At 42.1% G+C, this 26,580-nt stretch carries 29 protein-coding genes; 9 read left to right on the plus strand and 20 right to left on the minus strand.

Going from position 1 to position 26,580, the window contains the following annotated elements:
• Positions 1-104: 104 nt before the first annotated feature.
• From GQ61_RS06165 to GQ61_RS06175, 3 genes are read right to left on the minus strand one after another with little or no spacing between them, the layout of a single operon-like run.
• Positions 105-929, minus strand: a complete 825-nt coding sequence (locus GQ61_RS06165; protein ID WP_085784484.1) for a biotin--[acetyl-CoA-carboxylase] ligase — start codon at positions 927-929, stop codon at positions 105-107.
• A gap of 28 nt (positions 930-957) precedes the next feature.
• Complete coding sequence (locus GQ61_RS06170; protein WP_085784485.1) at positions 958-1,368, minus strand: DUF1284 domain-containing protein; 411 nt, start codon at positions 1,366-1,368, stop codon at positions 958-960.
• Positions 1,356-2,270, minus strand: a complete 915-nt coding sequence (locus tag GQ61_RS06175) for a biotin/lipoyl-containing protein (protein ID WP_085784486.1) — start codon at positions 2,268-2,270, stop codon at positions 1,356-1,358. Before GQ61_RS06175 ends, GQ61_RS06170 begins: the two co-directional genes overlap by 13 nt.
• Before the next feature lie 229 nt (positions 2,271-2,499).
• Here GQ61_RS06175 and GQ61_RS06180 point away from each other — a divergent pair, with 229 nt between their 5' ends.
• A complete protein-coding gene (locus GQ61_RS06180; protein WP_157111162.1) occupies positions 2,500-3,738 on the plus strand; it encodes a hypothetical protein in 1,239 nt (412 codons plus the stop codon).
• A 64-nt stretch (positions 3,739-3,802) separates the two neighbouring features.
• Here GQ61_RS06180 and GQ61_RS06185 read toward each other — a convergent pair whose 3' ends face one another.
• Entirely contained in the window at positions 3,803-4,129 is a 327-nt protein-coding gene (locus GQ61_RS06185) for a hypothetical protein (protein ID WP_085784488.1), read from the minus strand.
• Positions 4,130-4,469: 340 nt separating this feature from the next.
• On the opposite strand from GQ61_RS06185, the gene GQ61_RS06190 reads away from it, so the two are divergent.
• The gene (locus tag GQ61_RS06190; RefSeq protein WP_085784489.1) at positions 4,470-5,684 is read left to right on the plus strand and encodes a multidrug effflux MFS transporter; all 1,215 of its coding nucleotides are present in this window, start codon (positions 4,470-4,472) and stop codon (positions 5,682-5,684) included.
• A 64-nt stretch (positions 5,685-5,748) separates the two neighbouring features.
• Here GQ61_RS06190 and GQ61_RS06195 read toward each other — a convergent pair whose 3' ends face one another.
• Entirely contained in the window at positions 5,749-6,948 is a 1,200-nt protein-coding gene (locus GQ61_RS06195) for an MFS transporter (protein ID WP_198157293.1), read from the minus strand.
• 201 nt (positions 6,949-7,149) lie between these two features.
• On the opposite strand from GQ61_RS06195, the gene GQ61_RS06200 reads away from it, so the two are divergent.
• The gene (locus tag GQ61_RS06200) at positions 7,150-8,499 is read left to right on the plus strand and encodes an Rpn family recombination-promoting nuclease/putative transposase (protein ID WP_085784491.1); all 1,350 of its coding nucleotides are present in this window, start codon (positions 7,150-7,152) and stop codon (positions 8,497-8,499) included.
• 46 nt (positions 8,500-8,545) lie between these two features.
• On the opposite strand, the gene GQ61_RS06205 is transcribed toward GQ61_RS06200, so the two are convergent.
• The 3 genes from GQ61_RS06205 to GQ61_RS06215 form a co-directional block, all read right to left on the minus strand.
• Positions 8,546-9,037, minus strand: a complete 492-nt coding sequence (locus GQ61_RS06205; RefSeq protein ID WP_085784492.1) for a hypothetical protein — start codon at positions 9,035-9,037, stop codon at positions 8,546-8,548.
• A 389-nt stretch (positions 9,038-9,426) separates the two neighbouring features.
• Positions 9,427-10,032, minus strand: a complete 606-nt coding sequence (locus GQ61_RS06210) for a hypothetical protein (protein WP_085784493.1) — start codon at positions 10,030-10,032, stop codon at positions 9,427-9,429.
• 27 nt (positions 10,033-10,059) lie between these two features.
• The gene (locus tag GQ61_RS06215) at positions 10,060-10,587 is read right to left on the minus strand and encodes a DUF4760 domain-containing protein (protein ID WP_157111163.1); all 528 of its coding nucleotides are present in this window, start codon (positions 10,585-10,587) and stop codon (positions 10,060-10,062) included.
• A gap of 585 nt (positions 10,588-11,172) precedes the next feature.
• Here GQ61_RS06215 and GQ61_RS06220 point away from each other — a divergent pair.
• A complete protein-coding gene (locus GQ61_RS06220) occupies positions 11,173-12,480 on the plus strand; it encodes a DNA-packaging protein (protein ID WP_085784495.1) in 1,308 nt (435 codons plus the stop codon).
• Between the two features lie 63 nt (positions 12,481-12,543).
• Here the strand turns inward: GQ61_RS06220 and GQ61_RS06225 are convergent, their stop codons facing one another.
• Positions 12,544-13,299: a hypothetical protein gene (locus GQ61_RS06225; RefSeq protein WP_085784496.1), complete on the minus strand. Its 756-nt coding sequence runs from the start codon at positions 13,297-13,299 to the stop codon at positions 12,544-12,546.
• A 183-nt stretch (positions 13,300-13,482) separates the two neighbouring features.
• Here GQ61_RS06225 and GQ61_RS06230 point away from each other — a divergent pair, with 183 nt between their 5' ends.
• On the plus strand, positions 13,483-14,466 hold the full coding sequence (locus GQ61_RS06230; protein ID WP_085784497.1) for a hypothetical protein: 984 nt from the start codon (positions 13,483-13,485) through the stop codon (positions 14,464-14,466).
• A 57-nt stretch (positions 14,467-14,523) separates the two neighbouring features.
• On the opposite strand, the gene GQ61_RS06235 is transcribed toward GQ61_RS06230, so the two are convergent.
• Positions 14,524-14,724 (minus strand): hypothetical protein, encoded by a 201-nt coding sequence (locus GQ61_RS06235; protein ID WP_085784498.1) that lies wholly within the window; start codon positions 14,722-14,724, stop codon positions 14,524-14,526.
• A 145-nt stretch (positions 14,725-14,869) separates the two neighbouring features.
• A complete protein-coding gene (locus GQ61_RS06240) occupies positions 14,870-15,448 on the minus strand; it encodes a hypothetical protein (RefSeq protein ID WP_085784499.1) in 579 nt (192 codons plus the stop codon).
• Between the two features lie 173 nt (positions 15,449-15,621).
• Here GQ61_RS06240 and GQ61_RS06245 point away from each other — a divergent pair, with 173 nt between their 5' ends.
• The gene (locus GQ61_RS06245) at positions 15,622-16,395 is read left to right on the plus strand and encodes a class I SAM-dependent methyltransferase (RefSeq protein WP_085784500.1); all 774 of its coding nucleotides are present in this window, start codon (positions 15,622-15,624) and stop codon (positions 16,393-16,395) included.
• 105 nt (positions 16,396-16,500) lie between these two features.
• Complete coding sequence (locus GQ61_RS06250) at positions 16,501-17,421, plus strand: hypothetical protein (RefSeq protein WP_085784501.1); 921 nt, start codon at positions 16,501-16,503, stop codon at positions 17,419-17,421.
• Between the two features lie 92 nt (positions 17,422-17,513).
• Here GQ61_RS06250 and GQ61_RS06255 read toward each other — a convergent pair whose 3' ends face one another.
• From GQ61_RS06255 to xseA, 8 genes are all read right to left on the minus strand, one after another.
• On the minus strand, positions 17,514-18,536 hold the full coding sequence (locus tag GQ61_RS06255) for a phospholipase D-like domain-containing protein (RefSeq protein ID WP_085784502.1): 1,023 nt from the start codon (positions 18,534-18,536) through the stop codon (positions 17,514-17,516).
• A gap of 139 nt (positions 18,537-18,675) precedes the next feature.
• A complete protein-coding gene (truA, locus tag GQ61_RS06260) occupies positions 18,676-19,437 on the minus strand; it encodes a tRNA pseudouridine(38-40) synthase TruA (RefSeq protein ID WP_232317305.1) in 762 nt (253 codons plus the stop codon).
• A 2-nt stretch (positions 19,438-19,439) separates the two neighbouring features.
• Positions 19,440-20,375: a methionyl-tRNA formyltransferase gene (fmt, locus tag GQ61_RS06265; protein WP_085784503.1), complete on the minus strand. Its 936-nt coding sequence runs from the start codon at positions 20,373-20,375 to the stop codon at positions 19,440-19,442.
• Positions 20,372-20,920, minus strand: coding sequence for a peptide deformylase (def, locus tag GQ61_RS06270; protein ID WP_085784504.1), 549 nt, complete (start codon positions 20,918-20,920; stop codon positions 20,372-20,374). Before def ends, fmt begins: the two co-directional genes overlap by 4 nt.
• Before the next feature lie 24 nt (positions 20,921-20,944).
• Positions 20,945-21,154 carry a Trm112 family protein gene (locus GQ61_RS06275; RefSeq protein ID WP_085784505.1) on the minus strand — a complete coding sequence of 70 codons (210 nt, stop codon included), beginning with the start codon at positions 21,152-21,154 and terminating at the stop codon, positions 20,945-20,947.
• 7 nt (positions 21,155-21,161) lie between these two features.
• Positions 21,162-21,791: an LON peptidase substrate-binding domain-containing protein gene (locus GQ61_RS06280; protein ID WP_085784506.1), complete on the minus strand. Its 630-nt coding sequence runs from the start codon at positions 21,789-21,791 to the stop codon at positions 21,162-21,164.
• A 14-nt stretch (positions 21,792-21,805) separates the two neighbouring features.
• Positions 21,806-22,714, minus strand: coding sequence for a tetratricopeptide repeat protein (locus tag GQ61_RS06285; RefSeq protein WP_085784507.1), 909 nt, complete (start codon positions 22,712-22,714; stop codon positions 21,806-21,808).
• 49 nt (positions 22,715-22,763) lie between these two features.
• On the minus strand, positions 22,764-23,972 hold the full coding sequence (xseA, locus tag GQ61_RS06290) for an exodeoxyribonuclease VII large subunit (RefSeq protein WP_085784508.1): 1,209 nt from the start codon (positions 23,970-23,972) through the stop codon (positions 22,764-22,766).
• An 83-nt stretch (positions 23,973-24,055) separates the two neighbouring features.
• On the opposite strand from xseA, the gene hemA reads away from it, so the two are divergent.
• Together hemA and GQ61_RS06300 are read left to right on the plus strand one after the other, a co-directional pair.
• Entirely contained in the window at positions 24,056-25,264 is a 1,209-nt protein-coding gene (gene hemA / locus GQ61_RS06295) for a 5-aminolevulinate synthase (protein WP_085785077.1), read from the plus strand.
• A gap of 102 nt (positions 25,265-25,366) precedes the next feature.
• Complete coding sequence (locus GQ61_RS06300; protein WP_085784509.1) at positions 25,367-25,687, plus strand: hypothetical protein; 321 nt, start codon at positions 25,367-25,369, stop codon at positions 25,685-25,687.
• A gap of 43 nt (positions 25,688-25,730) precedes the next feature.
• Here GQ61_RS06300 and GQ61_RS06305 read toward each other — a convergent pair whose 3' ends face one another.
• A complete protein-coding gene (locus tag GQ61_RS06305) occupies positions 25,731-26,270 on the minus strand; it encodes a hypothetical protein (RefSeq protein ID WP_085784510.1) in 540 nt (179 codons plus the stop codon).
• Positions 26,271-26,580 lie beyond the last annotated feature (310 nt).

Consider the following 26,580-nt stretch of genomic DNA (forward strand, 5'->3'; position numbering starts at 1 on the left):
CTCAATATAATAATCGCTTTCTTAATGTCAAGTTTTTTTTGCACTTATGGACTTGTGTAAAACTTACCCTGAGCTCTTCTTTTGTATTTCCGCTCGGGTGTCGCTTAAAATCTAGGCGATATTTCACCTGTGACAAACACCAGGTCTTCCGTCAGCGTTTTTAAAATTAAGTGACCATCCTCGTTAATATCGACAAACACACCTTGGAAACGATTTTTCCCATCAAAGATTTCGACCTGTTCCCCCTTATAGGCGAGATAATTTCTATAGATGGATATTAAGGATCCATGGTGAAGACCTTTGGTGAAATAGAGATGAATGCTTTCGGTCAAATGGGTGAGGACCTCTTCCGTGCTTGGAGGGAAGGGCATAAGGCAACGGAGAGACGTTGCGGGTTGATCAATTTTTGAACACGCTTCTTCTGACATATCGACGTTCAAACCGATTCCAACATAAGCGACAAAATGATGACTGCCATGTTGTTCCATTCCACATAAAACGCCGCCGATTTTTTTATCGTTGACCAGAAGGTTATTGATCCATCTTAATTTGGGTTTCTGCCCAAAATGTTCAAGGGTTCGGGCAGTGGCTAACGCCCCCAGAATCGGAATATCAGAGAGTTTTTCAAGGGCATCAAAAGGCACATAAATGCCAAAGGTTGCGAACACATTCCCCTTGGGGGAAACCCAGCTGCGGCCCCACATTCCTTTTCCCCCTTCTTGACTATCTGCTGAGACAAGAAGCCACTGCTTTTCATCAATATCGAGACGATGTTGCTTAATCGTCGTTTGTGTAGAAGGGATATGAGAATAATGACGACGAATAATCTTTGTTCCGTCCAAAGTAAGGGCGTCTTCTCTGTAATCAGTAGCCATAGCGGCGGTATTCAAAAAGATAAAGCTCAAGAATAAGAGATGTAAAAATTTCATGGGATTCCTCCAATAAAAATGGTTCGTGTTAAATGGTGTGAAGTTTCAAAAGAGCTGTCTCGCAAAGCCCCAAATCCTTCCATTGACAGCCTGCGCAAATTTCATGAAAAACAGAAAGGGATACAGTTTTAAGAATCTTCTCTTTGGCTTCTCTCCAGGTAAGAGAATCTCCAGGAGCTATCCCAAGACACCGTCCATGGCGGCGATCAAGGCTTTCAATTTTTTCTTGGGAAAGACAGGTGCTCCCTGTTTTCTCCGGGCACGCCTGACAAATAGCGTCCGTTTCTCCGACGACATCGATAGCTTGGGTATCTCCGTCGGGTGAGCGCAGAACATCCACGATCTGTTGAAAATTATCGACGAAAGACGATGAATATCCTTTGCCCTCAAAGCCTAAGGCACAGAGAAAATGATGGGGGCGAAATTTTAAGACGTCCATCGTCTGGATCCTGAAGGTGAAATCTTAAGAACACGACGGGAGGGGGGCGTAAACAAAAAAACCTCCCTCAGCTCAGCAACGGAACGACGCAAAAATCCACGGCTCGCCCAAACCAATTCCCACCCTTTAACATCAGAAAGGGCCAGCGTAAGGAATAGTAAAAAGGCTTCAAAGGTAAGCCAAAACAGCTGATGATAAAAAGTGCCATCAAAGATTTGGAGCCCCAAGTCTTTGGGGGTGAGCTGGGGAAGGCGTCCTGCAAAATGTTTCATAGGGAGAGAAACAGAATGAAAAATTGAGAGAGCACTCGCGTCCTCGACGAGGGTTTCATTGATAGGCGTTGAAGGGGTAATTTTTGGTTCTTCAACTGTATGATCATACTGCAGCAGTTTTTCAGTCACGTTAGGTAAAAATTGTGCAGGCAATAATTGAGTGTTTTCTTGAGCAAGAGGCATCAAGAGTACTTTCGGTGTAATGGGGATCATGAGAACGAAAAGTTGTTGAATGATGGGAAGTTGAAGTACACTTTTTTTCAATTCAAGTGGTTCTTTATTGTTCTTTTTTTCTTCTGGGAGTTCAATGGGGGTATTGGGAGTCGGAGGATTTGGTGATATGCTAAAAAGCTTATAGCCTTCTTTGATCTTAGCTTGTTCTTGAACTTCTAAATTGGCTACATATCCTCCACGAAAAGAACGTAGCGTGATGCGAGGCATTTTAGAACTTAAAAGTTTTAGAATTTTTTGGTCAGCTTTGACGTAGCTGCCACTTTTAACATAAATCTTTTCTATAGTTCCCTCACATCCACTTATAAAGTCTTCAACAATAGAAGAGCCCTGGCTAGACTTAACACCAATGATGAAAAAGAGCAGCGCGAAAAGCGCCAAAGAAGAACGTATATTCATTGCGGGTTTCCCCCCTTTTGAATTTTTTCTCTGCTAAGGCTTACCATGAATTTTAAGGACCGCCCACCCATAAAAATAAGTTGACAGCGTTTCCCCCACGGGACGGGGCCTTGCTTAAAACAAGCAATTGAAAATCATAAAAAAGACCCCATATGAAGGGTGTAAATAGGGCTTAAGGGGTTTTATTGGGATGATTTCTTTTCTAAATCATTGCTGGATTTCTTTTTCGATGAAGAAGCTGACTATTGTTCTCTTATCAATCGTGCTGATTGCACCAGAATGTGTTCAAGCAACCAAAAGAACCCGTGATTCTTTTGAAAATCAAGATCAAGTTGACGCTCCCAGAGCGCGTGATAGAAGACCCAGTCCCCGCAAAAAAAGCAGATTTGAAGCTTTGAAAGACACCGTTTTAGAAAATAAAGAAATTGCTCTTGTTGCAGCGGGTCTTGTCATTGGTGTGGCCGCAGAATATTTTTGTCCCGGCAGCACACAATCCCTTGGGTCATATTCGAGTTCTCTATTTACACCCAGTGCTACGACGAGCACGGCAATCGTTTCCACCCATCATACGTCCCAATTGACAGAATATGTTGCGAGAGCAGCAACACCCCTTACAACGGCAGGCGTTGGCTTGTTTTTAGGGGCTGTTGCTAAATTTGTAAACCCCATCAGAAGTACTCCCTCTACGATATCTCGCCCTTTGTCCACGGATGTGGAGGCGTTTCTAGAAGAGCAATTTAGTCTCCCTCATTCCCCCTCCACACAAGAGGCGCTCTCTACTCCTCCGTCAACATCCCTGATTTCTCATTCCAATGGAAACGGCGGGGATGGATCTGATTATGGAACAACCTCATCGGGGCTTGGGGGTGAACAGACGTCGGGATTTGCTTTAGGAATCACCTCTGCTTTTAGTCCTGGAACATTTCAAGTTGTGCAATCACAAGAAGAAAATAACACGCGTCAAGAACGGGCGCGGTCTTCTTCTGTTCCAACGCAGTTCAATTTTATTATCCCACAAGATCTTGATTTAGGTGCCCCCATTACGGTTTATGATGCGAACAACCCCCACTCAAAATTTGTTATGACCTATCCATTTGCCCTCAACCCCGTTACCCAATTGGCGTATGATCACAACAGACGGGCTTATATTCCTATTAAGGCCTTATCCAGTTCTGAAGAAGAAGAGGAAGAACACATACAGACTAACTTTGAAATCGTTCAGCCGAAATCTCTCAATCTTGGTGCAGAGATTACGATTTACGATGTGACGAACCGTGAAAATCCTTTTGTTTCTACATATCCGTTTGCTCTCACTCCTGATATGCCCTTGGTTTTTGATCGCTGGAGAAAAGCCTATATCCCCATCAAATTTCCTACGATGCCCCGCCAAGCACACCAGGGAGATGCGCAACCATCCGTTGAGACTTCTTTGTCCAATCCTGGAGGAACAGGACGGGAAAATAATTAATAAAGTATGAGAGACGAAAAGCTCCGGTCGTAACGGGGATCTCCTCCTGCTATTCAAATTCCTTTTATCGCTGATAGAGACTTTTTGCAGAAGGTTCTATAAAGGTCAATTCGATGGTATTGCTTAACTGCTCTTTGGTTGCCTTATAGTAACACACGTCTTGCTTTTCAGAGTCGAAGATTGGTGTTTTGCTGCCTCTGCTCATAAGACCCTCAACAGCACTCTTCCCCTTTGTTATCTTATAGTTTTTTACAGTTTGACCATGGGATAAACTTCTCCAGTCAGTCGCGTTAAACTCTGGGCATTCAGCAAAACTCTGGGAGGCGCAATTGAAGGACATAATAAGCCCCAATCCAGTTATTTTTAAAACGCGTGACAGTGTATTTTTCATGATTTTATTCCTTTTTTAGGCCCTGTAATTTTCCGTGTTTAATCACTCTTATGCAGTGTCTACGGATAGGTCATTTTATTTAACTTTTCGTTAAGAACATACGGAAAAGTCCCATGAAAGATATCGTAAATCTTGATTTTTTCTTAGAAGATCTCATATACTCTTTAGGAAAAAGGAGTAACAATGATGAGTACTGTTATCACATACTAGGTCCCGGTGTTTAGGGTTTCCCTAAATACCGTATGATTTGTCTTCTTGTTTTCTTCCATCTCATGCGGTTTTGAAACAGACTTTGTTTCAACAATTGATACATTTCTTAATTTACTTAGGATATTTTTCGATGAACCGCTCATTTAATTTTAGTGTACCATTTATATTAATACTTATTATAGCTGCTGCTGAAATGGCCACGGCAATTTACACACCATGCCTTCCTCTTGTTGCAAAGCATTTCAACGTTTCCGAATCTCTCGTGCAATGGACGATAAGCATTAATCTCTTAGGGCTTGCTCTCTCTGGCCCTATTTACGGTCCGTTCTCAGATTGTTTTGGGAGAAGAGCCATCTTGCGCGTTGGGATGGGACTCTTTCTTGTCGGCTCTTTTTTTTCTTTTTTAGCCTATTCAATCGAGAGTTTACTTCTTGCACGCTTTATTCAAGGATTAGGGGCAGGCGTGGCCGTCGTTGTGGCCTTTGCAACTGTACGTGATCTCTTTACAGAACAAAAAAGTGCACAAGTTCTCTCTTACATGGGGATGGCGATTGCGTTATCGCCGGGTGTTGCCCCCATTCTAGGAAGTTCCTTAGCCTACCATTTCAATTGGAAGATGTGCTTTGGAGTGGTCAGTGGTGTTGCGTTGATGATCTTTATCCTATTGTTTACGTGGATGCCTGAGACGCTGGCCAAAAAGGAGCGCTCAGAGTATTCCTTTACGTCAATCGTGCGCGGGTATGGCCGCGCGTTTCAAAATGGTCGGTTTCTCACATTATCTTTAATTCCAAGTTTGATGATTGGCGGTCTTTGGGCATGGATGGCGACGCTCCCCGTGCTCTTTATTAGTCATCTCGACGTGCCGCTTCATGACTATGGCTATTATGGTTTCAGTGGCGTCGCCATTTATGTGATGGGGACGTTCATCAACAGCCGATGGGTGAGAAGAGTCCCTTTACGAACGCTTTTAGCGGGGGGTCTCTGGATGTCTTTTTTCAGCAGTGTTTCGCTTATTGTCGCTGGATATTTAGACTTCAATTCTCCTGTCCTGTTGCAAATTTTGAACTTTCCGTTTGCTTTTGGATTGGCGCTTATCCTTCCCAATGGAACAGCCCTGGCATTTTCAGAAGTCAAAGAAGGCCGTGGCACCAGTGCAGCTCTTTTAGGATCCGCTGAAATGGCGTTTGGTGCCTTGGGTATTTTTCTTATGGGGATCCTCTTCCAAGGAACGATCATCGCGATTGCTGGCGTGATGCTTGGGTGTGGCGTGGTAAGTCTTATTCTCTTTTATAGTCTTCCCAAAAGAGAAGAAGCCGAAGTTGTGATTTCTGAAGTCAGCCATTGATTCAGGATGAGGGCATTGAGAGTACACCATGCTGTGCAAACCGTGTGGTGTACTCACCTTCTATTTAGACTTCCTTGGAAAACGTCATGAGCGCCTGATTTTTGATCACAAAAAACAGGGTGACAGAAATCATGAGAATGAAGATCGCGATCATAATTCCGATACTTTGAAACGATCCTTGATAAAAATAGCCCGCTAGTTGCAGACACAACGCTGAGATGATCAGACGTGCCCCTTGCATGACGGCCGATACGCGCCCCTTGGCTTTTGGCATAAAGTTCAGGGCGATGGGATACAACACCGTCGTTGGAATAATCTGCCCAATAATAAAGGGCAAAAGGGCCAAGGTAATCACCAACGCATTGCGACTATCCATGACCGTGATCAATGCGATGCATAAGAAACTCACCCCAAAAATCTGATTAGAAAGGGAGAGCATTTTCTTTTGGTCACACCGACTGATGATGAGGCCAAAGAGAAGGCTCCCCAACGCAAATACAAGGGCCAATGCCCCTTGATAGTATCCAAAATGGGAAAGGCTCACGCCCAAATCTTCCATGTAAAGAAGCGGCGACATCCCTACAAAAATCCAATAGGGGACAAACATCAAAACAATATGGGTGATGAGTAGCATCAGCGGGCGTGATTGGAAAATGGGTATATAACCGCGCAGGGAGAGTGGTTCCTTATGCGCGGGCCGGGGCTGACTTGGAATAAAAATCGCGACCATTCCAAATGTCCCCAGACCCATCAGTAAAAGCGTCACAAAGTTTCCTTGCCAATGAAAATACAGAGTGATGTAACTTCCGATGACGGGTGCCGCCGCTGCTGAGGCATTCATAAGACCATTCAGCATGGCCATAAGAGCCTGCTGCTTTTTCAAAGGATAGGCGTCGGCGATAATCAAAAAACTGAGGATCGCCGGTGCCGCCACCCCCATCCCTTGGAGAAAGCGTCCGATCAAAAGAAAAACAAAAGACAATGTCCATAAACAAAAAACACTGCCGATAATAAATGTTATCAAACCCATAACAATAATGGGTTTGCGACCATAGCGATCCGCCAATCCGCCCACAAAAAACAGGCTGAAACAAAACCCCAAAAAATTGATGGACAATAACGCTTCGACCCAAAAAGGAGAGAGGTCAAAATGACGTTGCAGCTCTGGAAAGCTCGGCACAAAAAGATCGAACTCCATCCCCGCTAAGAGATCCATCAAAATGATGGTGATTAAGACCATCCCTTTGGTGTAGCCTTTGTTCATTATCGACATGCCTCTTGTGAAAACTTTTCTTTATAAAAAGACAGTGTAACGAATCACGCCGTCTTCTAAAAGAGAAGATCATCCATACTGGATTGCTTTCTATTAAAAACTTGACATAGTGATAAATATGGATATAGTGTTCTAAATAAATCATAAAAATCATGCGGGCGGTGTGTAACGTTTAGAACAGGAGAATGTTCCATGGGTCTGCAATGGGTGCGTCCAAAATTTATAGCAAGTGTCGTGGGGTTATGTGTCTTGATCTCTGGGGAGAGCCAGGGGTCGTTCTTAATGGAAGACTTAGTCCAAGGCGTTAATCGTCTGTGCTTAAAGAAAAAACCAGAATCGGAGAAGGGTCATACTCTCAGTCAAAACAAGAGGGGTGTTTCTCGACGGGGAAAAACAAAATTATCCCTTATCAATAAACATTTACAGCGTCGGTCTTTTACAACGCGTCATCCTCTCTTGCGGGGAACTGAAGATAGTAAGAAGGCAAAACAGATCTTCGCAAATCCCATCTATGACCGTACGGTCAAAACTATCTTAAACAATGATGAGGCCCGTCTGGATTTCATCAGAACTTTTGCCAAGCTTCCTGAGGTTAAGAGCACGGAATTACTTGACACTCATTTGAATCCGTTGAAACGATTCGGGGTCCTTAAAAAAACACTTAAGAATCCAGATCTTCGCAAACTCATGAAAAAAATCCAAAAGACACAAGCGGTGAGTGCTGAGGATCTGCAATCTCCTCATGTAACAGAGACATTAATCAAGCTTGCACCGGTCTTGGATGATTTAATCGGGATCATCCCTGAAGAAAGAGATTCCCAGGTGGATGTATTGTGTCGGTTATCAACCAAGGATTATGCGATTGTTGAGGTTCAGGTTCCCAAAGATGATATGTGGGATGCACGGGCCTTGGCTTATGCCGCCCATATATATGGCAATCAGTTACGGCGTGGACAAAAGTGGGAGAAACTAAAATCAGTGATCGGCATCAATATCCTCGGCGGTGGTCAAAATAAGGTCAAACATTGGCCTGAAGGGGAGGGATTTATGCGTCATTACAAGATGCAAGATGAAGCGATCCCTCCCCATGTGATTCCCCAGTTGCAGTTGATTCAGTATTCGTTGGGGAATATTAAGGACCAGGAAGAAGCACTCAGAAAGGATGAAAATCTTAAAAACTGGCTAGAGTATTTTAATGACGCAGAAAATAAAAAAGAGATCCCTGAAGACGTAAGTGAAGGGTTAAAGAAAGCCTATGAGTTAGCAAAGCAAGATACACACTCTTTTCGAAGACGTAATCAATATTTGCGCTCGAGAGATTCTTATGCTCAACATACCGAATATACGGCTATGGTCAAAAATGATGGGATAAAAAAAGGTCGCGAGGAAGGTAAAGTAGAAGGGATAAAAGAGGGGATAAAAGAAGCCAGCCTTGAGATTGCGAAAAAGTTACTCAAAAAAAATCTCTCTTCGGAAGAGGTTGCAGCGACCACAGGTCTTTCTCTCGAAGATCTCAAAACTCTCCAGGAAGAGAGACACTAAAAAGACCTAGCTCAAAGAGAGCCAGGGGCTCTCTTATCGAGGGGTTTTACAAGAGATCGTTAACAAAGTATGTGTCGTAGAGTGACCATCCAAGTTCCCGGTCTTCGATGACAAAGCTGCGGGTGAGTAAGCGGAGACAGGCTTTACGCACATCAACGGGTTGCTCTGTGTTTTCAACAAGTGAAGTAGCGATGAGACGAAATTGAAAATAGTCATCTGTATCACCCCGTGATAAGTCAAAAAGACTGCGAATAGCTTTTTCTTGACCGAGATGATGTTTGTTGGTGGCAATTTTCATCAATTTGCTTTGTCCAACAGCTCTTAGAGAAAGGTCGTCCGATTGAAAAAGAGTCAAAGATTTTTCATAATTGGTTGATCGTTTCTTTTTAGACAGTTCTTTATTTTCTTGACCGCCTGAGATGTCTCCCCGACTTCTTTTGGCTGTTCTAACGACAGTACCTTCTTCAGATAGAGAAGAACTGGCAGCACACGGCACGGCAAATGCAGTCATAACAATAAGAGTAAAAATACTTTTCAAAATAACCTCCCAGACGAATGATAGGTGCCAACTCCCGTGACACCAAGAATTCATATGGGGAGGGATTTAAAAGATTCAAGGTGCATAATAGAAAATCGTCTCGCGGCGGTTCAGCGTGCTTATTGGTAACCAAACCACGTCCCTGCGAGGCCCCTTGGCCGCGGCAGTCCATCTTGCTTATTTAACTGGATCACGTCGCTTCGCTCGTGATGACGCACTTCTATAGGCCGTCATCGCGGCGATTCTTTCAGAACCGCGGGGCGATTCAGCGTGTTTATGTGTAACTAGACCACGTCTCTGCGAGGCCTCTTGGCCGCGGCAGTCCATCTTGCTTGTTGTGCTGGATCACGTCGCTCTGCGCGTGATGACGTTCTATGCGAGTGTTAAAATTACTTATTTTGCCAAATTTTATTTTCGAGTGTGGAAATTGTGTTGTAAAAATTTAGATATTTTGGCGTTTCTTTTGTTGCTATTTTTAGCAAATCAGAAATGTTCCAGAATAGATCAATTCTGCTACCGGATGTAAGAAAGACAACGATAGAGAATAGTGCTGCGACACTATCTAAAGCTGCTTTAAAAGGCTTATCTTCACCAGCTTCCTTCCCATGTTTAATATGATTATATACTTGCCACCAATCGAATTGGTAGCAATCGCAGCTTTTTTTTGATGAAAGAGATCCTCTCTCCCAAGGAGTAAGATAAATAGGCCTTATATAGGGAGTCAAAATGGAAAGATCAAAGCCATTTGTCCTCAAATAATTTTCAATTCTTGACGCTGCAGAACAACTACATTTTCTTATAGAGGTGTTTAATTTATTTGTCACTAAGTTCAAGCTTTGCTCAATCATCGCACAGCTGCTTAATACGATTTTACGAATTTCGGCTGAATCTGTTTGGTAATTATTTTTATCTAGATCAACATACATGAGAAGGGTTCGAAGGTCAGCCTCAACAGATCTATAATTGTTATAAATTTTATCAAGGGTGAGTGTCATGTTATCCACGGCTTAGTTTCTGGATGATTAATCATTTTTTATCATTTCGCGTCGATTTTTAACGTCTGTTGCCAAATCTTTAAAATACTTAAGGGCGGTTGGTTGTTTGGGCTTTATTTTTTTTATAAAACAATCATCAAATATGTCACCATACTCAATGATTGTTGTTCCCATTAACTCATCAAATTGTTCTAAGCTTATGTACTCTTTTTTATAAAAGTATCCCATCATCTCTAACAAATTGAGAAAATCAGTAATCATATGATATTCTTTTTTTTCTTTTGTTTTTTTCTCTTCTAACTCCTTGAAGCGTTTAATAACCTTCTCTGAGTCACTGATATTTTTTTTGCCTTTACTTAAAATATTATCTATCAATAATCTTGCCTCATTCTGTTGAGGCATCTCCCAAAGCTTGATAATCTCTAGTAAAAAACTTCCTTCTATGTCTCTCTTGATAGGGACCAGTTGCATATAAGCAATTAAGGCTAACGCAGTCGTTGCAACACCAGTAAAAAAATACAAAAAAGCATCAACTTCTTCACTTGCATTTTCCAAGGAGCATCCTTGTGGTGGATTAAGCCAATCTGCGAAGAAATTTCTAATTAAGAACGTGCCAATTATTATGACCATAATAACAAAAAGAGTAAACCTTAAGGGATGCCTACTCATCCCATTTTTAATTTTTTCAAATGACGTTTTTATTCTTTCACAACAACACAAAGACATGTCTCCCGTTGTATTAGATTATTTTAACAATTTGGCATTAATTTATTATTAATATGAGTATGTCTTTTGCTAACCTTCGGTCTCTCTCCCCCGCGTCAAAAACTTTTTCTCTGCATCGAAGCGCCCAGAAGAAATTGAAGAAGATAGATCAGGTCGCTCCGCCCGTGATGACGAAAGGGACGTCATCGTGGGGCCCTCATAAATCACGGAAGGGCAAAATAAATATTTGAAGAGCGTTCTTAAGAAGATCCGCATTTTTCAAGGCTTTCCAAGGAAAATTACCCCTTAAATTGTAGAAAAAATTTGACGGGCGGTGTGCGGGGGACGTATAGTTCCCCCAGTTTCATTTTTCTCCTCTTAATGTTTCTTTTCCCTTCCTCTGCGGGCCTTTGTTTTTTTTAAGGAATTATGCCCATGATCGGGACGCTTTCTGAATCAGCTCCTCAGGATGCTCTGGAGTCATCTTCTCTTCAAACACCTCCCTGGAATCCCCGGCCCAATCAAGGGGAGCCCTCGGGGGATTGGCGCTATTGGTTGGTCATGGCGGGGCGCGGATTTGGAAAAACTCGACTGGGGGCTGAAACCATTCGCCGATGGGTGATGGAAGAGGGCGCGCGCTCTATTGCCTTAGTGGGGGCGACGGCCGATGAAGTGCGCCAGGTGATGGTGGAAGGCGTTAGTGGCCTTTTAGCAATTCATCCGCCCCATGAGCGCCCCCGTTATGAGCCGTCAAAAAAACGTCTTACCTGGCCCAACGGCGCGGTGGCGTATCTTTATAGTGCGCGCGCCTATGAAAAATTGCGGGGGCCAGAATTTGATGCGGCCTGGATTGATGAGTTGGCCAAGTTTGAGTATGGCGAGCTGCTGTTTCAAAATCTGAATTTAGCGCTGCGTTTGGGCCGTCGCCCTAAGATGGTGATCACCACAACGCCCCGGGCGCGACCCCTGATGAAACGGTTGTTGGGGTATGCAAAAAAGGGGAGTCTGGTGTTAACCACGGGGACCACCTATGACAATACCGAGCACTTAAGTGCGGCGGCTTTGGAAGAATATCAAAGCACTTTTGCTGGCACACGATTTGAAGCCCAAGAAATTTTAGGCCAATTGGTGGAAGACGATGAAGGCACTTTATGGAAACAGGATGTGATCGATACGTTTCGTGTGAAAGAGGTGGAGGTGCCTTTAAAGCGCGTTGTGGTGGCTGTGGATCCGGCGGCTACCCATAATCCAGAATCCGATGAAACCGGCCTTGTCGTGGCGGCATTGGGAACGGATAATCAGGCGTATATCCTGGAAGATTTGAGTGGTCGATATCCCGCCAGAGAATGGACAAAACGCGCGGTGGCGGCCTATGAGCGTCACAAAGCGGATGGTATTATTTATGAACAGAATATCGGCGGCGATGCGGTCGGGGATTTAATCCAGACATTTTTGGCCGGCGCCAATGTGATCCCTGTGATGGCCCGGCGCAGTAAAATTACCCGGGCGGAACCCATTGCCGCTTTGTATGAAAAAGGACGTGTTCATCACGTTGGAAGTGACTTAAAGCATTTGGAAAAGCAAATGACGACCTATATTCCCGGCGTGAGTGAAAGCTCTCCCGATCGGATGGATGCTCTTGTCTGGGCGCTCAGTGAATTAATGTTAGGACAACACAAGGCCCAACCTCCTCCGAATCTTTGGAGAAGGTTGGGGAAGGGAATCATGCCCTTTGGCCCGTGAGGATTATCTGAAAAGAGAGCCTTTTTAGAAGAACTCGATCTAGTCGAATTGACGTGCACGCGCCTATTTCTTTTTTTCTTTCTTCATCAGCTCTTTAACCACGGATTTGTTGAGATATTTCTCAGATTTGGAGCGGACGTATACACGCGCACGCGGAGGAGTGGACGAAGAACTTGCTTCTGTTTTAGCTTTCTTTTTTTTCTCCTGCTTATCTTTTTCCTTTGTGCTCTTTTTCAGCGCTTTATCCAGGTGACCAGGCGCCAAAACCTCATTGTCCAGAAGGCTCATCAGCTTGAGTTTTTTAAGAAAATCTTCTTGCTCGTCTCCTAAGACATTTGACGGAGGTCTTTGGTGCTTCTCAACCTTTTTTGAATGTTTAAATGTTCTGGTAAAATGCTCGGCACTGGTTGGGTCCATGGTTTTTGCTTCTTGTACCTTTAGACGACTAATGACAAACAGAAACGGGTCAGCATCCGGTTTGTCGAGATCAGAAAGTCGATAATGCCATTCTGTGGCAAGGGGGTTACTCGCAATGGTTTCAATCAACTCGATCAAAGGACTTTGCGGAATTTGGGATCCCTCTTTCAATCTTCTTGCTTGATATTGAAAGAGCTGTCCCTCTTGTCCTTCAAGGCATGCCGTGTAGGGATATGAAAGATTTTTATTATATCCAACTGCTCCAGAGAAAATGCTCTTCAGCATTGGTACATCAAGATCCCCATCAAAGTCTTTGGGGAAATTTTTTGTTGCTTCAAGACTTCCTTGGAAAAAAGAAAATAAAGAGAGAAAGAGGATAAAAGAAAGAGACTTTTTAACCATCGTGATGCCTTTCATTAAAAGAATTTAAGAATGGTATGTTTTGTAATACATTCTAATTATTTTTGATTAATTGTCAATAAAGTAAAAGAAAGCGTTCTTCTTATTAAAAACTTTTATCCTGGACGCTGGGGGGACCTCTCTTTAAGAATTATGATCTACACATAAACCCAGGGAGGTATTGTTATGCTTACACGCTTATTATTGGTAATAGGGGGGATTTTATTCATAAATACTACTGTTTATGGGTCGACGGTGGTTCAAGATGATTTATTTTCCGCTGCAAAGAAAATTTTCGCCCATTATGACTTTAAAGAAAAAAAGGTATCTTCTGCAGAAACGATCAAGAGAGAAGAAGAGGACTTAGCGAAACTTGGAGAGGCTTATGCTCAAGCCAAGACAGAATTTGCAAGTTACTATGAGCCTTATTTAGAAGACGGAACGCCCTCTCTGGATAAGGGCAAAAGTATAGAAGAGTATGCGGAAGATACAGAGCAACTAGAGCGTCTTCGTAAAAAGCACGTCGTGATGCGGTCTCTCATAAAGTTAAATCAACAAAGCGCCCAAAAAGCTTTCTGGTATGCACGGTTATTTTCAACGCTGGAAGAAACCTACGAAAGGCTTTTTCAGCTTTCGGAAATCAAGGTTTCCGCAAGCTTGAATTATAATTTTCATCAACAGTTGTTTGGGGATGAGGCGCCAGCAGAAGGCTATACTCTTTTTGGTCTCTTGATCCAAAGATATAATAATCAATACACAGTTCTTCTTGATTATGAAGCGCTTATGGAGACACAAGGGTATCAAATTGCACAAGTGGGAGAGCCGGGTCATAAAGCTAATTTGACCAGTGTTGATCCCACCTCTCTAGAACCCCTACGCGCCCTTCAGGGAAAAATAAAATCTATCTTTGGGGAAGATTTAGGACAAGCAGCGAAGGCGTTGGAAAAAGATCTTAATGATTATGCGTATGCTGCTTCTGTAAAAGAAAGTAAAATTCGTTCTCTGCAGCGTAAAGAAAAGAAACTGCTCAAGAAATATCGAACAGAAAAAAGCGAATCCCTTGAAGATCGTATTGATGATATCCAGGATAAAATTTACAAAAGAACCTACGAAAAAGATGTTCTTATGACTTTTATAAATTACGTCAATGCATGGTTATCAAAACTGTGAAAACATCAAGAGGCCCTTAAGGGGGCCTCTTTTGATCGATCAATCTAAGACAAAAAGCTATTTGACGATGATGTCTTTTTCGATGACGGGGCGTTTAACAACAATAGACTTTTTCACAATAATGGGTTTTTTTACAATGACTGGTCTTTTCACAACGACCGAACCGTGGCCGTAATAATAACGCCAAGCGTCTGCAGAAGTGCTGCTGGCGATGGTCATAAGGACCACCAAAGATCCTAAAATCCATTTATTAAACATGATATCCTCCAAATATAATCATGGTATAAAAATAACAACCATGCTTAATTATTATATCATAAATTAAAAAATATGATTTATATTTGGTAAATATTCAGTAAATAACCATTTTACAATAAATATTGTTTTGTTTTATTTGAAATATTTATTTAAGTTCTCCCAGAAAAAGACCCGCTTCCCATTCTTGCTGAGCAATAGGATGTCCTCGTCTTACGATTGAGAGGTCCATATCACAAGATTTCTTTCGAATGGCGCCCATTTGGAAATTCAATACTGCACCCAGGATGACGCCCAGTTGAGGGTGTTGGGAATGAGTCAACCTTAATCCCATGGATTGGGGATAAAGCACATCGATATTCTCAAGGTGGGGTTGGCGCGACTTAACCCGATAATGCTGAAAAACAACTGATTGAGCGCGTGAAATTGTTTTAGGGCTAATGATTTCTTCTAGGGAAGTGAAAGAGCCTTTAGAAAGCACCGTATTGCCCACTGTTCCAATTAATTTAACGTTGACCAATTCCAGGGTGGGCACTTCATTTTCAATCACCATAGAGCCTTTTTGAAAAAGAAGTTTCAAGTAATCAAGCGGTGAATTAGGCAGACCTAAGGGGTCATAGAGACCATCAATTACGTTTTGGTTCGAAGAATTAACAGTCGCTTGGACTGAAGAAGTCACTGACAAAGCATATAAAGAAACGCGTAATAATTTTGCATATTTATTCATTTTTACGATTCCTGTAAATAATTTGCAGATAGTAAGAAATTAAGCATTTATTGTCAATAAGTAAAACTTATTTAGGGAAGAATCCTCTCGTTTTCCATAAGCCCATTGCCACCGCGAAATGAAGAAGTTAAAGATAGATTCATATTCATCGATGACGGATAAAGATTTAAAATATGCATGAAATTTCTCAAGAGACGAGCCAAGTGGTGGCTCTCCATGAAAACATGCTCAAGGACTTGGGCTATCCTCTCTCCAAAGACAGTTTGATTTTGGATTTTGGATGTGGATCGGGGCGGCATGTTTATGAGTATCTTGATAAAGGGTATGCGAATGCCTTTGGATATGACCAGGGTAATTATGCGCACTTACGTCAACCGGAAGATCAAAAACGTTTTTTATTTTCTGATAAAGCACAGATTCCCTTGCCGGATAACTCTTTTGATTTCATTTATTCATGCACGGTTTTTGAGCATGTGTTTGATCCAAAAAAAGCCTTCCAGGAGATTTATAGAGTGTTGAAACCAGGGGGCGTCAGTATCCATTATTTTCCTGCAAAACTGCGCCCCATCGAAGCGCATATTCATGTGCCCTTTGGGGGCGTGTTTAAATCTTATCCTTACTTTTTGTTTTGGGCGATGCTTGGTATTCGCAATCAATTTCAAAGGGACAGCTCTGCGGAAGATACAGCAAAAGCAAACTATCACTTTGCTCAAACGGGGATATATTATCTGAGTAAGGCGGAGATTGATAAAATTGCACGCGACGTCTTTGATAGGGTTGACTATATTGAGACGTGCTTTTTAAAGAATTCTTCAAGCCAATTATCCAAGCTGCTTGTTAAGGCTTTGCCCTTTGCTCCCTTTATCCCTGAGCTGTATCGGACGTTTCACACGAAGGTTTTATTTCTGAAGAAAAAGGCTATTACGAGAGTCTCTGTAGAAGTTTAAAAATACAATCAATATATTTGATAGTAACGTATTGTTTATAATTTAGTGCTATTAATTATATTAAAGAAATTTTTTGTATTAAATACTTAAATTAGGGAGATTTACATGCGCATTTTGTTATCCTTAGGTATTTTAGTGAGTTGTCTTGCTTCTCAGGCGACGCTGGCTACGGCTACGTTAACTGTAGAAGAGGTTGTAAAAAAAACCAACCCGATTCAAGCGCTGCAAGAATTTTCTGAACAACATCCTCAAGAAACAGTTGGCTTGTGTGAAGAAATCTTAGGAAACGAATTTTATAGTCGCGCCGATGCTGTGGGGGCGAGTCGCATAAAATATCTTAAGCTTCCGGCATTCTGCCAAGAGTTTAAGATAAAAATGCAAAAGGAAGGTCCAGGAAAAATAGCGCTTCCTTCGGTGCCAACAGAGGCTCAACCTACTTTAACGAAACCTATGATTGGGAAAAAACTATCTGAAACGGTTACTTCAAAGTTCAATGTAGTTCCAGAAGAGCCAGTTCTGCCTAAGCCAAGAGCAAAGGTCGTTCTGAAAGCAATGGATTTTGCTCCCGAAAGCAAGAGTGTTCAAGAAGAACAGGCAAACCTTAAAAAGGCTGACCTCGAAATTAAAGAAAACCTTGCACGTCTCGCTGAGGAAGCTGATCTCATTCACAAAGAAAAAATAGTGCGCTTACAAATGCTACGTCAGGAAGCAGAAGCAAAGTTGGCGACAGCTCAAGAAAGATATGACCACTTGAGTATGATTCTTGGGTTTATGCGTGAAGATCTTGGAAATATGAAACATGATTTTAAAGTATTTAATCCAGACAAACATCAACTTGATTCCCATGAGCAGTATATGGAGGCTCTTGAGCAAGCACTGCCTATGGAGAGTCCTCATATTCTGACACCGCGATCTCAAGAATATCTGCAAACTGCTTCTCAATTGTTAAAAGAAGCGAATGCACTTCACAGTCAAGCAAGATTAGAGCTTGAGTCGATCAAAAGAGATATGTTGGAATTAGGTTAGACAAAGAGAACCCTAGAGGTTCAGGTGATATGTTTTCTGAACCTCTACGCTTTCAAATAAAAGATATTAAAAACTTTTGCATTTTTATTGATCTATGGATTTCTAGAAAGATTAATCGTGGACTTTCTCCAGTCTTTTTCAAAGACCTTTTTTACTGTCTGAATCTGCTCTAGATTTTGCGTCAAAACGCCCAGCTCTCGTGTTTGATCTAAAGAAGGTGTGTAGAAATTACCAGAGCCTACATACATAATACTGTCATCTACAATCACAACCTTTGCGTGGACATAAAGCTTGTCCAGAAGTCCTATTCTCGCCCCAGCTATCTTCATAAGATTTTGATTAGGAATATTGGGATCTTCTTTATTTCCAAAGGGAAATGGCATCATGAGAACGCGTACTTTAACACCGGCTTTTGCAGCAGAAGCAGTTGCTTCCGCAAGTCCAACATCTTGAAAACTTTGTTGGTAGATATCAATGGATTTTTGAGCACCGTTTAAAAGTTTGAGAAAAGTATTTCTTTGATTGTCAGGCCCCCAAACAAGAGAAGATTCATCAATTGAAACTCTTATGTCTTTTATATCCGCTTCAAATACTTTTAGCATTTCATCGATGGTGTTTTGGTCCAAAATAGGAACAGCAAAATCACGCGCTGCTTTCACATTTTTTTCCTGAATACCGTCGAATGACTCCTCATCAAGATTGCCCGTTGAAATCATCCCCCACTCAGTATCAACGATAATCATTTTATAGTGACATTGATTAAAGCGCTTAGAAAGTTGATAAACGGATGCGATTTTTTTTAATGCCGCAAGGGGAGATTCCACGTTTTGGCTTTTATCATGTTTGAAGGTATAAGGTTCCATCAAGAGATTGATTTTTACGCCACGCTCAAAAGCCTTTTTCAAAGCATCGATGATCTTGAAGTCTGAAATTTTATAAGCTGCCATATCGATGGTTTTTTCAGCATTATTGATCGCTTGAACCCAGGGATTTCTTCCGTCTTCAGGGAGAACAAATACTTTTCCTTCATTCCAATTTTCAGGAACAGCAGCTGCGACAGGCAGTGATAGGGTTAAGAGAATAGTAGAGACCAGGAGATTTTTCATTATTTTCATTGGCTTACCCTGCTTTAATGAATACAAGAGTTATACACCACGACGGTGTGATTTGGGAAAATGATTTTAATTCATGGGATATTGTTTATTTGGTCGGCGTGATGCTCATTTTGATACAATGGTGTGATGAGTAGATTTTCTAATTATATCCGACATTGATGAGGTAAAGGCCTTCGGCGGGCGCTGTTGGTCCGGCCTTAGTGCGATCTTTCGCCGCAAGGATATTTTTAACGTCATCAACCGACAACTTACCAGCCCCCACCAACTTTAATGTCCCCACAAAATTACGTACCTGATGATGGAGAAACGATCGTGCCTTAGCATGGATTTCAATGAGTTCTCCTTTGCGTTCTACCGTTAAAAGATCAAGGGTTTTTTCTGGGGACTTGGCTTGACACAATTGAGCACGGAAACTTGTAAAGTCGTGATGACCTACCAGAACTTGAGCGGCTTCGTGCATTTTTACGGCATCGAGAGATTGACCATGAACATGCCAAACACGCTTCTTTTGGAAAACAAGAGGAGCATAGCGATTGATGATAAGATAACGATAGGTTCGAGAGGTCGCCGAAAAGCGGGCATGGAAATCCAGAGCTACAGGTTCAACATGGATGACCGAAATGGGAAGCGTCTCTAAATAAAAACCGAGGGCTTGACCAATTACAAATGGTTCATAGATCTTGGGTAAATCCACATGAGCAACTTGCCCTGTGGCATGAACGCCTGCATCTGTACGTCCTGCCCCGTGCACTTTAATGTCACATCCACAAAACTTTGTAAAAGCAGTCTCTAAGGCTTCTTGCACAGTCAGCAAATTATCTTGACGTTGCCATCCAGCAAAAGAAGTACCATCATATTCAAGGGTCAATTTATAGCGATGCACGAGAGGCTCATTGATCATCGTTACTTTAAAATCTCGCCCACCTTAAGAGGGAAGCCATTTAAAAATTCTTGGGCACTGACAGGTTTTTTTCCTGGGCGTTGCACACGAATCAAACGTAAAGCGCCCTCCCCACATGCAATAGTCAAATGCTCATCGATCAGAGTACCTGGGCGTGCTTGTGTCGTATTTTTTACAGGTTCTGCTTCAAGAATTTTTAAGGCCTGATCTTGAAAATCTACCCATGTCCCTGGCCAAGGATTTAAAGCACGAATGCGGCGATCGAGTTCCTTAGAAGAGAGTTGCCAAGACAAGTGACCATCTTCTTTTTTAATTTTATGGGCATAGGTTGCTCCTTCAAGAGGCTGAGAGATTAAAGGAGCTTCTCTAGAAAGAATTTTCGGCAAGGCTTCCATGAGAGTGTCAGCGCCTAAAATAGCGAGGCGATCATGCAATTGCTGACTGGTGATTGTTGGTTCCAGAGATGTCTTTTTCACATGGACCATAGGGCCCGTATCCAGTCCTTCATCCATTTTCATCAACGTCACGCCACTTTCATGATCACCCGCTAAAATGGCCCACTGGATAGGAGCAGCGCCGCGCCATTTGGGTAACAAAGAAGTATGAATATTAAAACATCCAAGAAGAGGAACAGAGAGGATTATTGGAGGCAAGATCAAACCATAAGCCACGACCACGACAATATCCGGCTTTAACTCTTGAAACTGTTTTATCGCCTCTGGGTCCTTAAAATCTAAAGGGGTAAAGACAGGAAGACCTGCATCTTCTGCGAGTTCATGAACAGGACTTTTGGTCAGGTGATACCCTCGATTGGCAGGGCGCGGTGGTTGACTATAAACTGCAATCAAATTAACGAGAGAAGAGGGGATAAGCCTTTTTAAAACTGTGGCCGCCAGGGGAGGAGTCCCCATAAATATGAGGCGTGCACCTTTATTCATCGTGTGCCTGAAAGCCTTTTGGATTTAATCACTTTATTGATCAACAGTTGACGTTTCATGGGGCTTAAATGGTCGATATAAAGAATGCCATCCAAGTGGTCGAGTTCATGCTGGAGGCATTCAGCAAAGTAACCTTTTCCGTGAACTTCCTGGGTTTTGTTATGGATGTCCGTATAGCGGACTTTTACTTCCACATGACGTTCTACTTCAGCGGACACGCCAGGAACAGAAAGACACGCTTCTTGATATCTTTCTGTTTGAGGGGAACGCCAAATAATTTCAGGGTTAATCATTTTCAAAGGTTCAGGCGTACTTTCATCTCCCATATCGATCACCACCAATCGTTTGGCAATGCCAACTTGAGTCGCCGATAAACCACAGCCCTCATCGTGGTACATGGTCTTCACCATGGCTTCCAAAAGATCAAGGATCCCCGCGTCAATGGTTTCCACACGCTCGCCTTTCATTTTTAGGCGCGGATCGGGAATCGTTAAAACGGTTAGATATTCCATACAGCTACAGTCGTCATGGTGGTGGTGATGCATAAGATAATCTCTAAATTAAAAATTTCAACCTTTGGGGGATTTGCTTTTCTCGTCCAATTTACGGGCTTCATCCACCAACATAATGGGGATGCCATCACGAATTGGATAAGCAAGCCCTGCATGTTCACTCACCAACTCATTTCTTGCACGATCAAAACGCAAAGACTGTTTAGTGATAGGACAAACAAGAATTTCGAGAAGTTTAGGATCGGGCATTTTTGAAGGCTCTGTCATGATCAACTCAATGCTTTTGATAGGATGAATTATATTTTTTGAACACAGCCATTTCCATCAAAGCAGTCATCATCTGACACCGCTCTTTTAGATTTTTTGTCTCCAGTAAGGCTTGCTTTTCAACAGGCTCAAAGGGGCAAACCATTGCCAAGGTGGAAATAAGCTTTTCATCAGAAGAAGCTTGGATTTCATCCCAATTGGCTGAAATATTATAACTTTCAAAATAATTTTCTAAAAGCATCATGAGTCGCTCACGATCTTCAACAATCTGAAATTCTCCTGTTTCCGTAGAATCTTCAGGCATATAGCGTACTTTTAAGGGATGTACAGGAGGGTTTGTTTCAGGCACTTCTTCAAGTTCAAAGCGCACAAGACCCGTTAAAACCAAAAGATATTTTAAGGAATCCAATTCCGTAAAGCTGGAGATTTTCGCTAAACATCCAGATGTAAACAGTGTTTCCAAAGGGCTAGATTGCAATACACCAATAAGACGATCTTGCTTTATGGCCAAATCCACCAACATAGATTGACGTGGATCAGAAATCGTCACGGGTAAATGAGCATGGGGCATCAACACTGTTCCTGGCAAAACCAGAACAGGCACTTTAGCTGGGTAGTTGTTGAGTGTAATCGTCATATTACCTCTGTGCTTTACGAAAATACGATAGTCGATAACCTTTTTCGGCCTTGGATCGTTAAAGGGTCTTCTGGACCAAAAACTTCAAAGAGCTTCAACAGCTTTTTCTGCGCTGCATAATCGTTCCATGTGCGATCATGGCTTAAGATTATAAAAAGTTGCTCTAAAGCCTCATTATAGTCCCCTTGACGATAGAATGCCATGGAAAGATTAAAATGGGCTTCCAAATCCTGAGGGTTTTTTAACACTTTTTTCTGTAGAATTTCAACTTTTTCAGTAACAATGGTTTCCCCGTAAAGCTCTAGAGCGCTTTTGAGGCTTATATACTCGGGGAATTTATGGGCCCCATCCCCATCCTTAACCAGGGTGAGATAAGTTTTCGCTCTTTTAAGATCCTGCATAGCAAAATAACACTGCCCGAGGCCAATCAGAGCTTTGGCATTATCTGGATGTTCGCCAAGAACTTGGTTATACAAATTCATGGCGCCAACGATATCACCGCGCTTTATTAAACTCCCTGCTTCTTCCAAATGATGTTCCATGGGAGAAACAGTCTGTGAAGCCAATCTTTCCAAGAAGGCCTTTAAGCGATTTTCCGGCTGAAGACCTGTAAATCCATCGACGGGACGTCCTTCTTTAAAAACAATCACTGTCGGCACTGCTTGAATTCTTAGCTTATGAGCAATATCGGGAGCCTCTTCAATATTGATGCTGACGAAAGAGAGCTTCTCTTGATAGCTCTTTGCCACATGCTCTAATTTTTTTCTGAGTTGCTGACATGTGTCAGACATAGATGTCCAAAACTCAACGACAACGGGATGGGTATTTGACTCATCAAAAACAAACTCCATAAAATTATCCGAGGTTCCCACTTTAAAGGGAGAAGATTCTTTAGCGGATTCATCACTGTTCATCAGTGTCATTGTTTTTCTCTTAATCCTTGGAAAATAATATTAAATTATATTTTTGACTTTAGAGCAAGTCTAGTTGGTTGTGACCTTTTTTTTGCGTACGGGATTTTGGTGTTGGTTTATGTTTCGTCACCATCGCTTGCTGTTCACCATCTTGAAAAAGCAAATTCAAAAATTGTCCTTCTTTCGTTTGTGAAACTTTCTGGATTAGAAGATCTTTATCGTCTCTCACCAAGCAAAAACCTCTCTCAAGAGTTTTATGAAATGAATAACTTTCAAGAAGCTGCGATAAGTTTTGCAATTTTTGCAAACAACGTTCGCGAAAAACTTTTAAGCTATTTCTCAATCGTTCTGTTGCATCATCAAAACGTTGACGTTTTTCGCGATAATCTCTGATCAATAAAGAGTGGAGTCGATGACCCTTATCAGCAAGTCCTTGAATCAAATCACGTTTTACCGGCACAGCCATTTCAGCCGCGGCAGTTGGTGTGGGCGCCCGTCGATCAGAGACAAAATCAATCAGCGTTGTATCGGTCTCATGCCCCACGGCTGAAATAATGGGAATCTCACTCTCAGCCACAGCGCGTATAACGATTTCTTCATTAAAAGACCACAAATCTTCAATACTTCCTCCTCCTCGCGCCACAATTAAAACATCCGGTTTGTTATGGGAGAGTTGATTAAATCCTCGAATAGCTTCAGCAATTTGCTCTGCTGAACCTTCGCCCTGTACACTCACGGGCCAAAGCATCACAGGCAAAGGAAACCGATCACTTAAACGATGTAAAATATCGCGAATCACGGCGCCTGTTTTTGATGTAATCACACCAATAGAGCGTGGCAAAAATGGCAAAGGTTTTTTCCGTGCAGGATCAAAAAGACCTTCTTTAAGAAATTTTTCTTTGCGTTCTTGCAATAATTTTAAAAGAGCACCCTCACCGGCAATTTCAATTTTTTCAACCGTGAGCTGATAGCTCGACCGAGCGCTATAGGCCGTAATACTCCCGGTACAAATAACCTCAAGACCATCGGCAATTTTATCGCGCAAACCACTGGCTACACCTCGCCAACACACACAATTTAGAACTGAATTGGCATCTTTAATGGAAAAGTATAAATGACCTGAGACATGAAATTTTGCTCCTGAAATTTCTCCTTTTATCTGCACATAGGGGAAACTCTCTTCCAAGAGGCCCTTAAGCAGCGTAGAAATTTCGCTAACCGACCAAATCTTCGGCAAAATGTTTGATGTTTCAACAGGTTTTGGCATTTTGTTTTACCTGAGCGTTTTTCTAGTATAGATAAATCATATTGCAAAACATGACAAAATTGAAATCAATTATCGAGGCACAAATGGATTACCAGGCTTTCTTCATCCACTCTCTTTCTCATTTAAAGCAAGAAGGTCGTTATCGTATATTTATTGATCTTGAGCGTTCTTGTGGAAAATTTCCCCATGCGGTCCATCACACGGAAGCTGGTCCTGAAGAAATTTTGTTGTGGTGCGGGAATGACTATTTAGGGTTGGGACAACATCCAAAAATATTGGAAGCCATGACCACAATGTTAGCAAAGACGGGAGCCGGTGCTGGGGGAACGCGCAACATTTCTGGAACCACGCACAGTCATGTGATGCTTGAAAAAGAGTTGGCGGATTTTCATCAAAAGGAATCGGCTCTGATTTTTACATCAGGGTATGTGGCTAATGAAACGACGTTAGCAACGCTCGCTCATTTTCTTCCTAACTGCCTTATTCTGTCCGATGAAAAAAATCATGCGTCTATTATTCATGGTATTCGCAACAGCCGTGCAGAGAAGAAAATTTTTAAACATAATGATGTGTCTGCTCTGGAGGCTCATCTTAAATCCGTTGATCGCAGTCGACCAAAGCTTGTGGTTTTTGAATCTGTTTATTCCATGGATGGAGATATTTCCCCCATTAAAGAAATGGCGGAACTCGCAAAAGCTTATAATGCGCTCACATTTTTGGATGAAGTTCATGGGATTGGTCTTTACGGAGAACGTGGCGCTGGTGTTGCTGAACACCTTGGTGTTGCAGATCAGATCGATATCATTCAAGGAACGTTTGGTAAAGCAGTCGGCCTTATTGGAGGATACATTACAGGGAAAGCTGCTTTAGTTGACTTTGTGCGCTCTCATGCTCCCGGATTTATTTTTACCACCTCTTTACCGCCTGCGATTTGTGAAGGTGTTAGAGCTAGTTTAAATATTATCCAAAATCATCCAGAAATGCGTCACCATCTTCATAGTGTTTCTTCTTACTTGAAACAAAAACTTCGGGCACAAGGACTCCCCGTTATGGAGTCAACGAGTCATATTGTACCTTTGTTGGTAGGTGATGCTAAACTTTGTAAACATCTGAGCGATGAACTTCTCAAAAACTATAAGATTTATGTTCAACCCATCAATTATCCAACCGTCGCCAAAGGTCAAGAACGTTTGCGTTTTACGCCTTCCGCTCTCCATACCAAAGCCATGGTTGATGATTTGGTCAAAGCTTTAGCAGAAATTTGGCAAGCATTTAAAGCCATTGCTGCTTAAGAACTTCATGATACACTCAACTGTCAGCTCACTCTGATACGTTGGTTTTTACTTCTTTGGCTGACAAAAAGGTTTAGAACAACTCATCAACAGGAGAGATCAATGCTATTTTTTTCACACATAAGCTTTGCACTTCTCATGATTGTTTTGATCATGGGCACTAAACTTATTTTAAAAGCGCTTAATACAAAAGGTCCAGGGCAAACACTCGCCAAATCTGTCGGTATCATTGTCATGGTTTTGGCCGTTTTGACGATGCTTTGTAACCTTTATTATTCAGTGCAATATTGGGCAAGGGGGTATCTTGATATGCCGTGTCCGATGATGCACATGGGACAAGGCATGGATCATTCCTCGATGATGAATCAACACATGATGGATAAAAATTCGATGATGGGCGGTATGTCTCAAAACAAAGAATAGTGAAAAATAATGGAGAGAGGGATCGCCTCTCTCCCTTTCATGACTATTCGTCTTTCTTCTTTTTTGCAGTAGATTTTCTCAATATCTTAGATCCAAGCCAATGGTATCCATCGACAAGCACGGTTCCTAAGAAATATCCAGCCCCAGCGCCAACACCGGTTGCTAACGCCAAATTCTGAGAACTGGGCAATTCAAATTTAAAGGTGTCAAGTAACACTTGTTTACTTGCTCCAAAGAGTGAGCCGCCTAAAGTTGTCGTGGCAATCAGTGCAGAATCAAACCAGTTATATCCTTGCATACGTGCAACACCAAAAGAAGTTAATGTTGGCGTCACAAAGGGAATATTTTGGTCAACTTCTTCTCTGATAAAAACGCTAGAAGACGTATATGTTTTATATTCGTCCTTACCAAAGGAAGTAGCCGCGGCAACGCTTCCAACAGTGGCAGCGCCCACTACTTTGCGAACGACAGAACGTCCAACTCTTTTAACAGCACTTTCTTCTTTTATGTCTGAAGCATGAACTTGGGTAAGTCCAAGACTTAGTGAAAACAAAGCGGTCGAGATAAGTAAGTATTTCTTCATTTTTAGCTCCTGTTTACTTTATTATTAATAATTTATTAACCTTTAAAATAAGCAAAAGCAGACCCTTGTCAATGGGGTAAAACAATATTGTCGATATTGAAGGTCTGGGCTCATTTTTCTGAATTAAAATGTCTCATTCGTGATGACCGACACTGTCACTGCGAGGCCTTTGGCCGCGGCAGTCTCGCTTGTTGTGCTGGATTGCGTCGCTCCGTTCGCAATGACGAAAGAGGGGAGGGTTCGCGATGATGAAGGAGAGAGAGCTTGCAATGACAGAGAAGAATAAGCGCAATGACAAGGGGCAAATAGA

The sequence above is a fragment of the Candidatus Nucleicultrix amoebiphila FS5 genome (assembly GCF_002117145.1).
Lineage (GTDB): Bacteria > Pseudomonadota > Alphaproteobacteria > Caedimonadales > Nucleicultricaceae > Nucleicultrix > Nucleicultrix amoebiphila.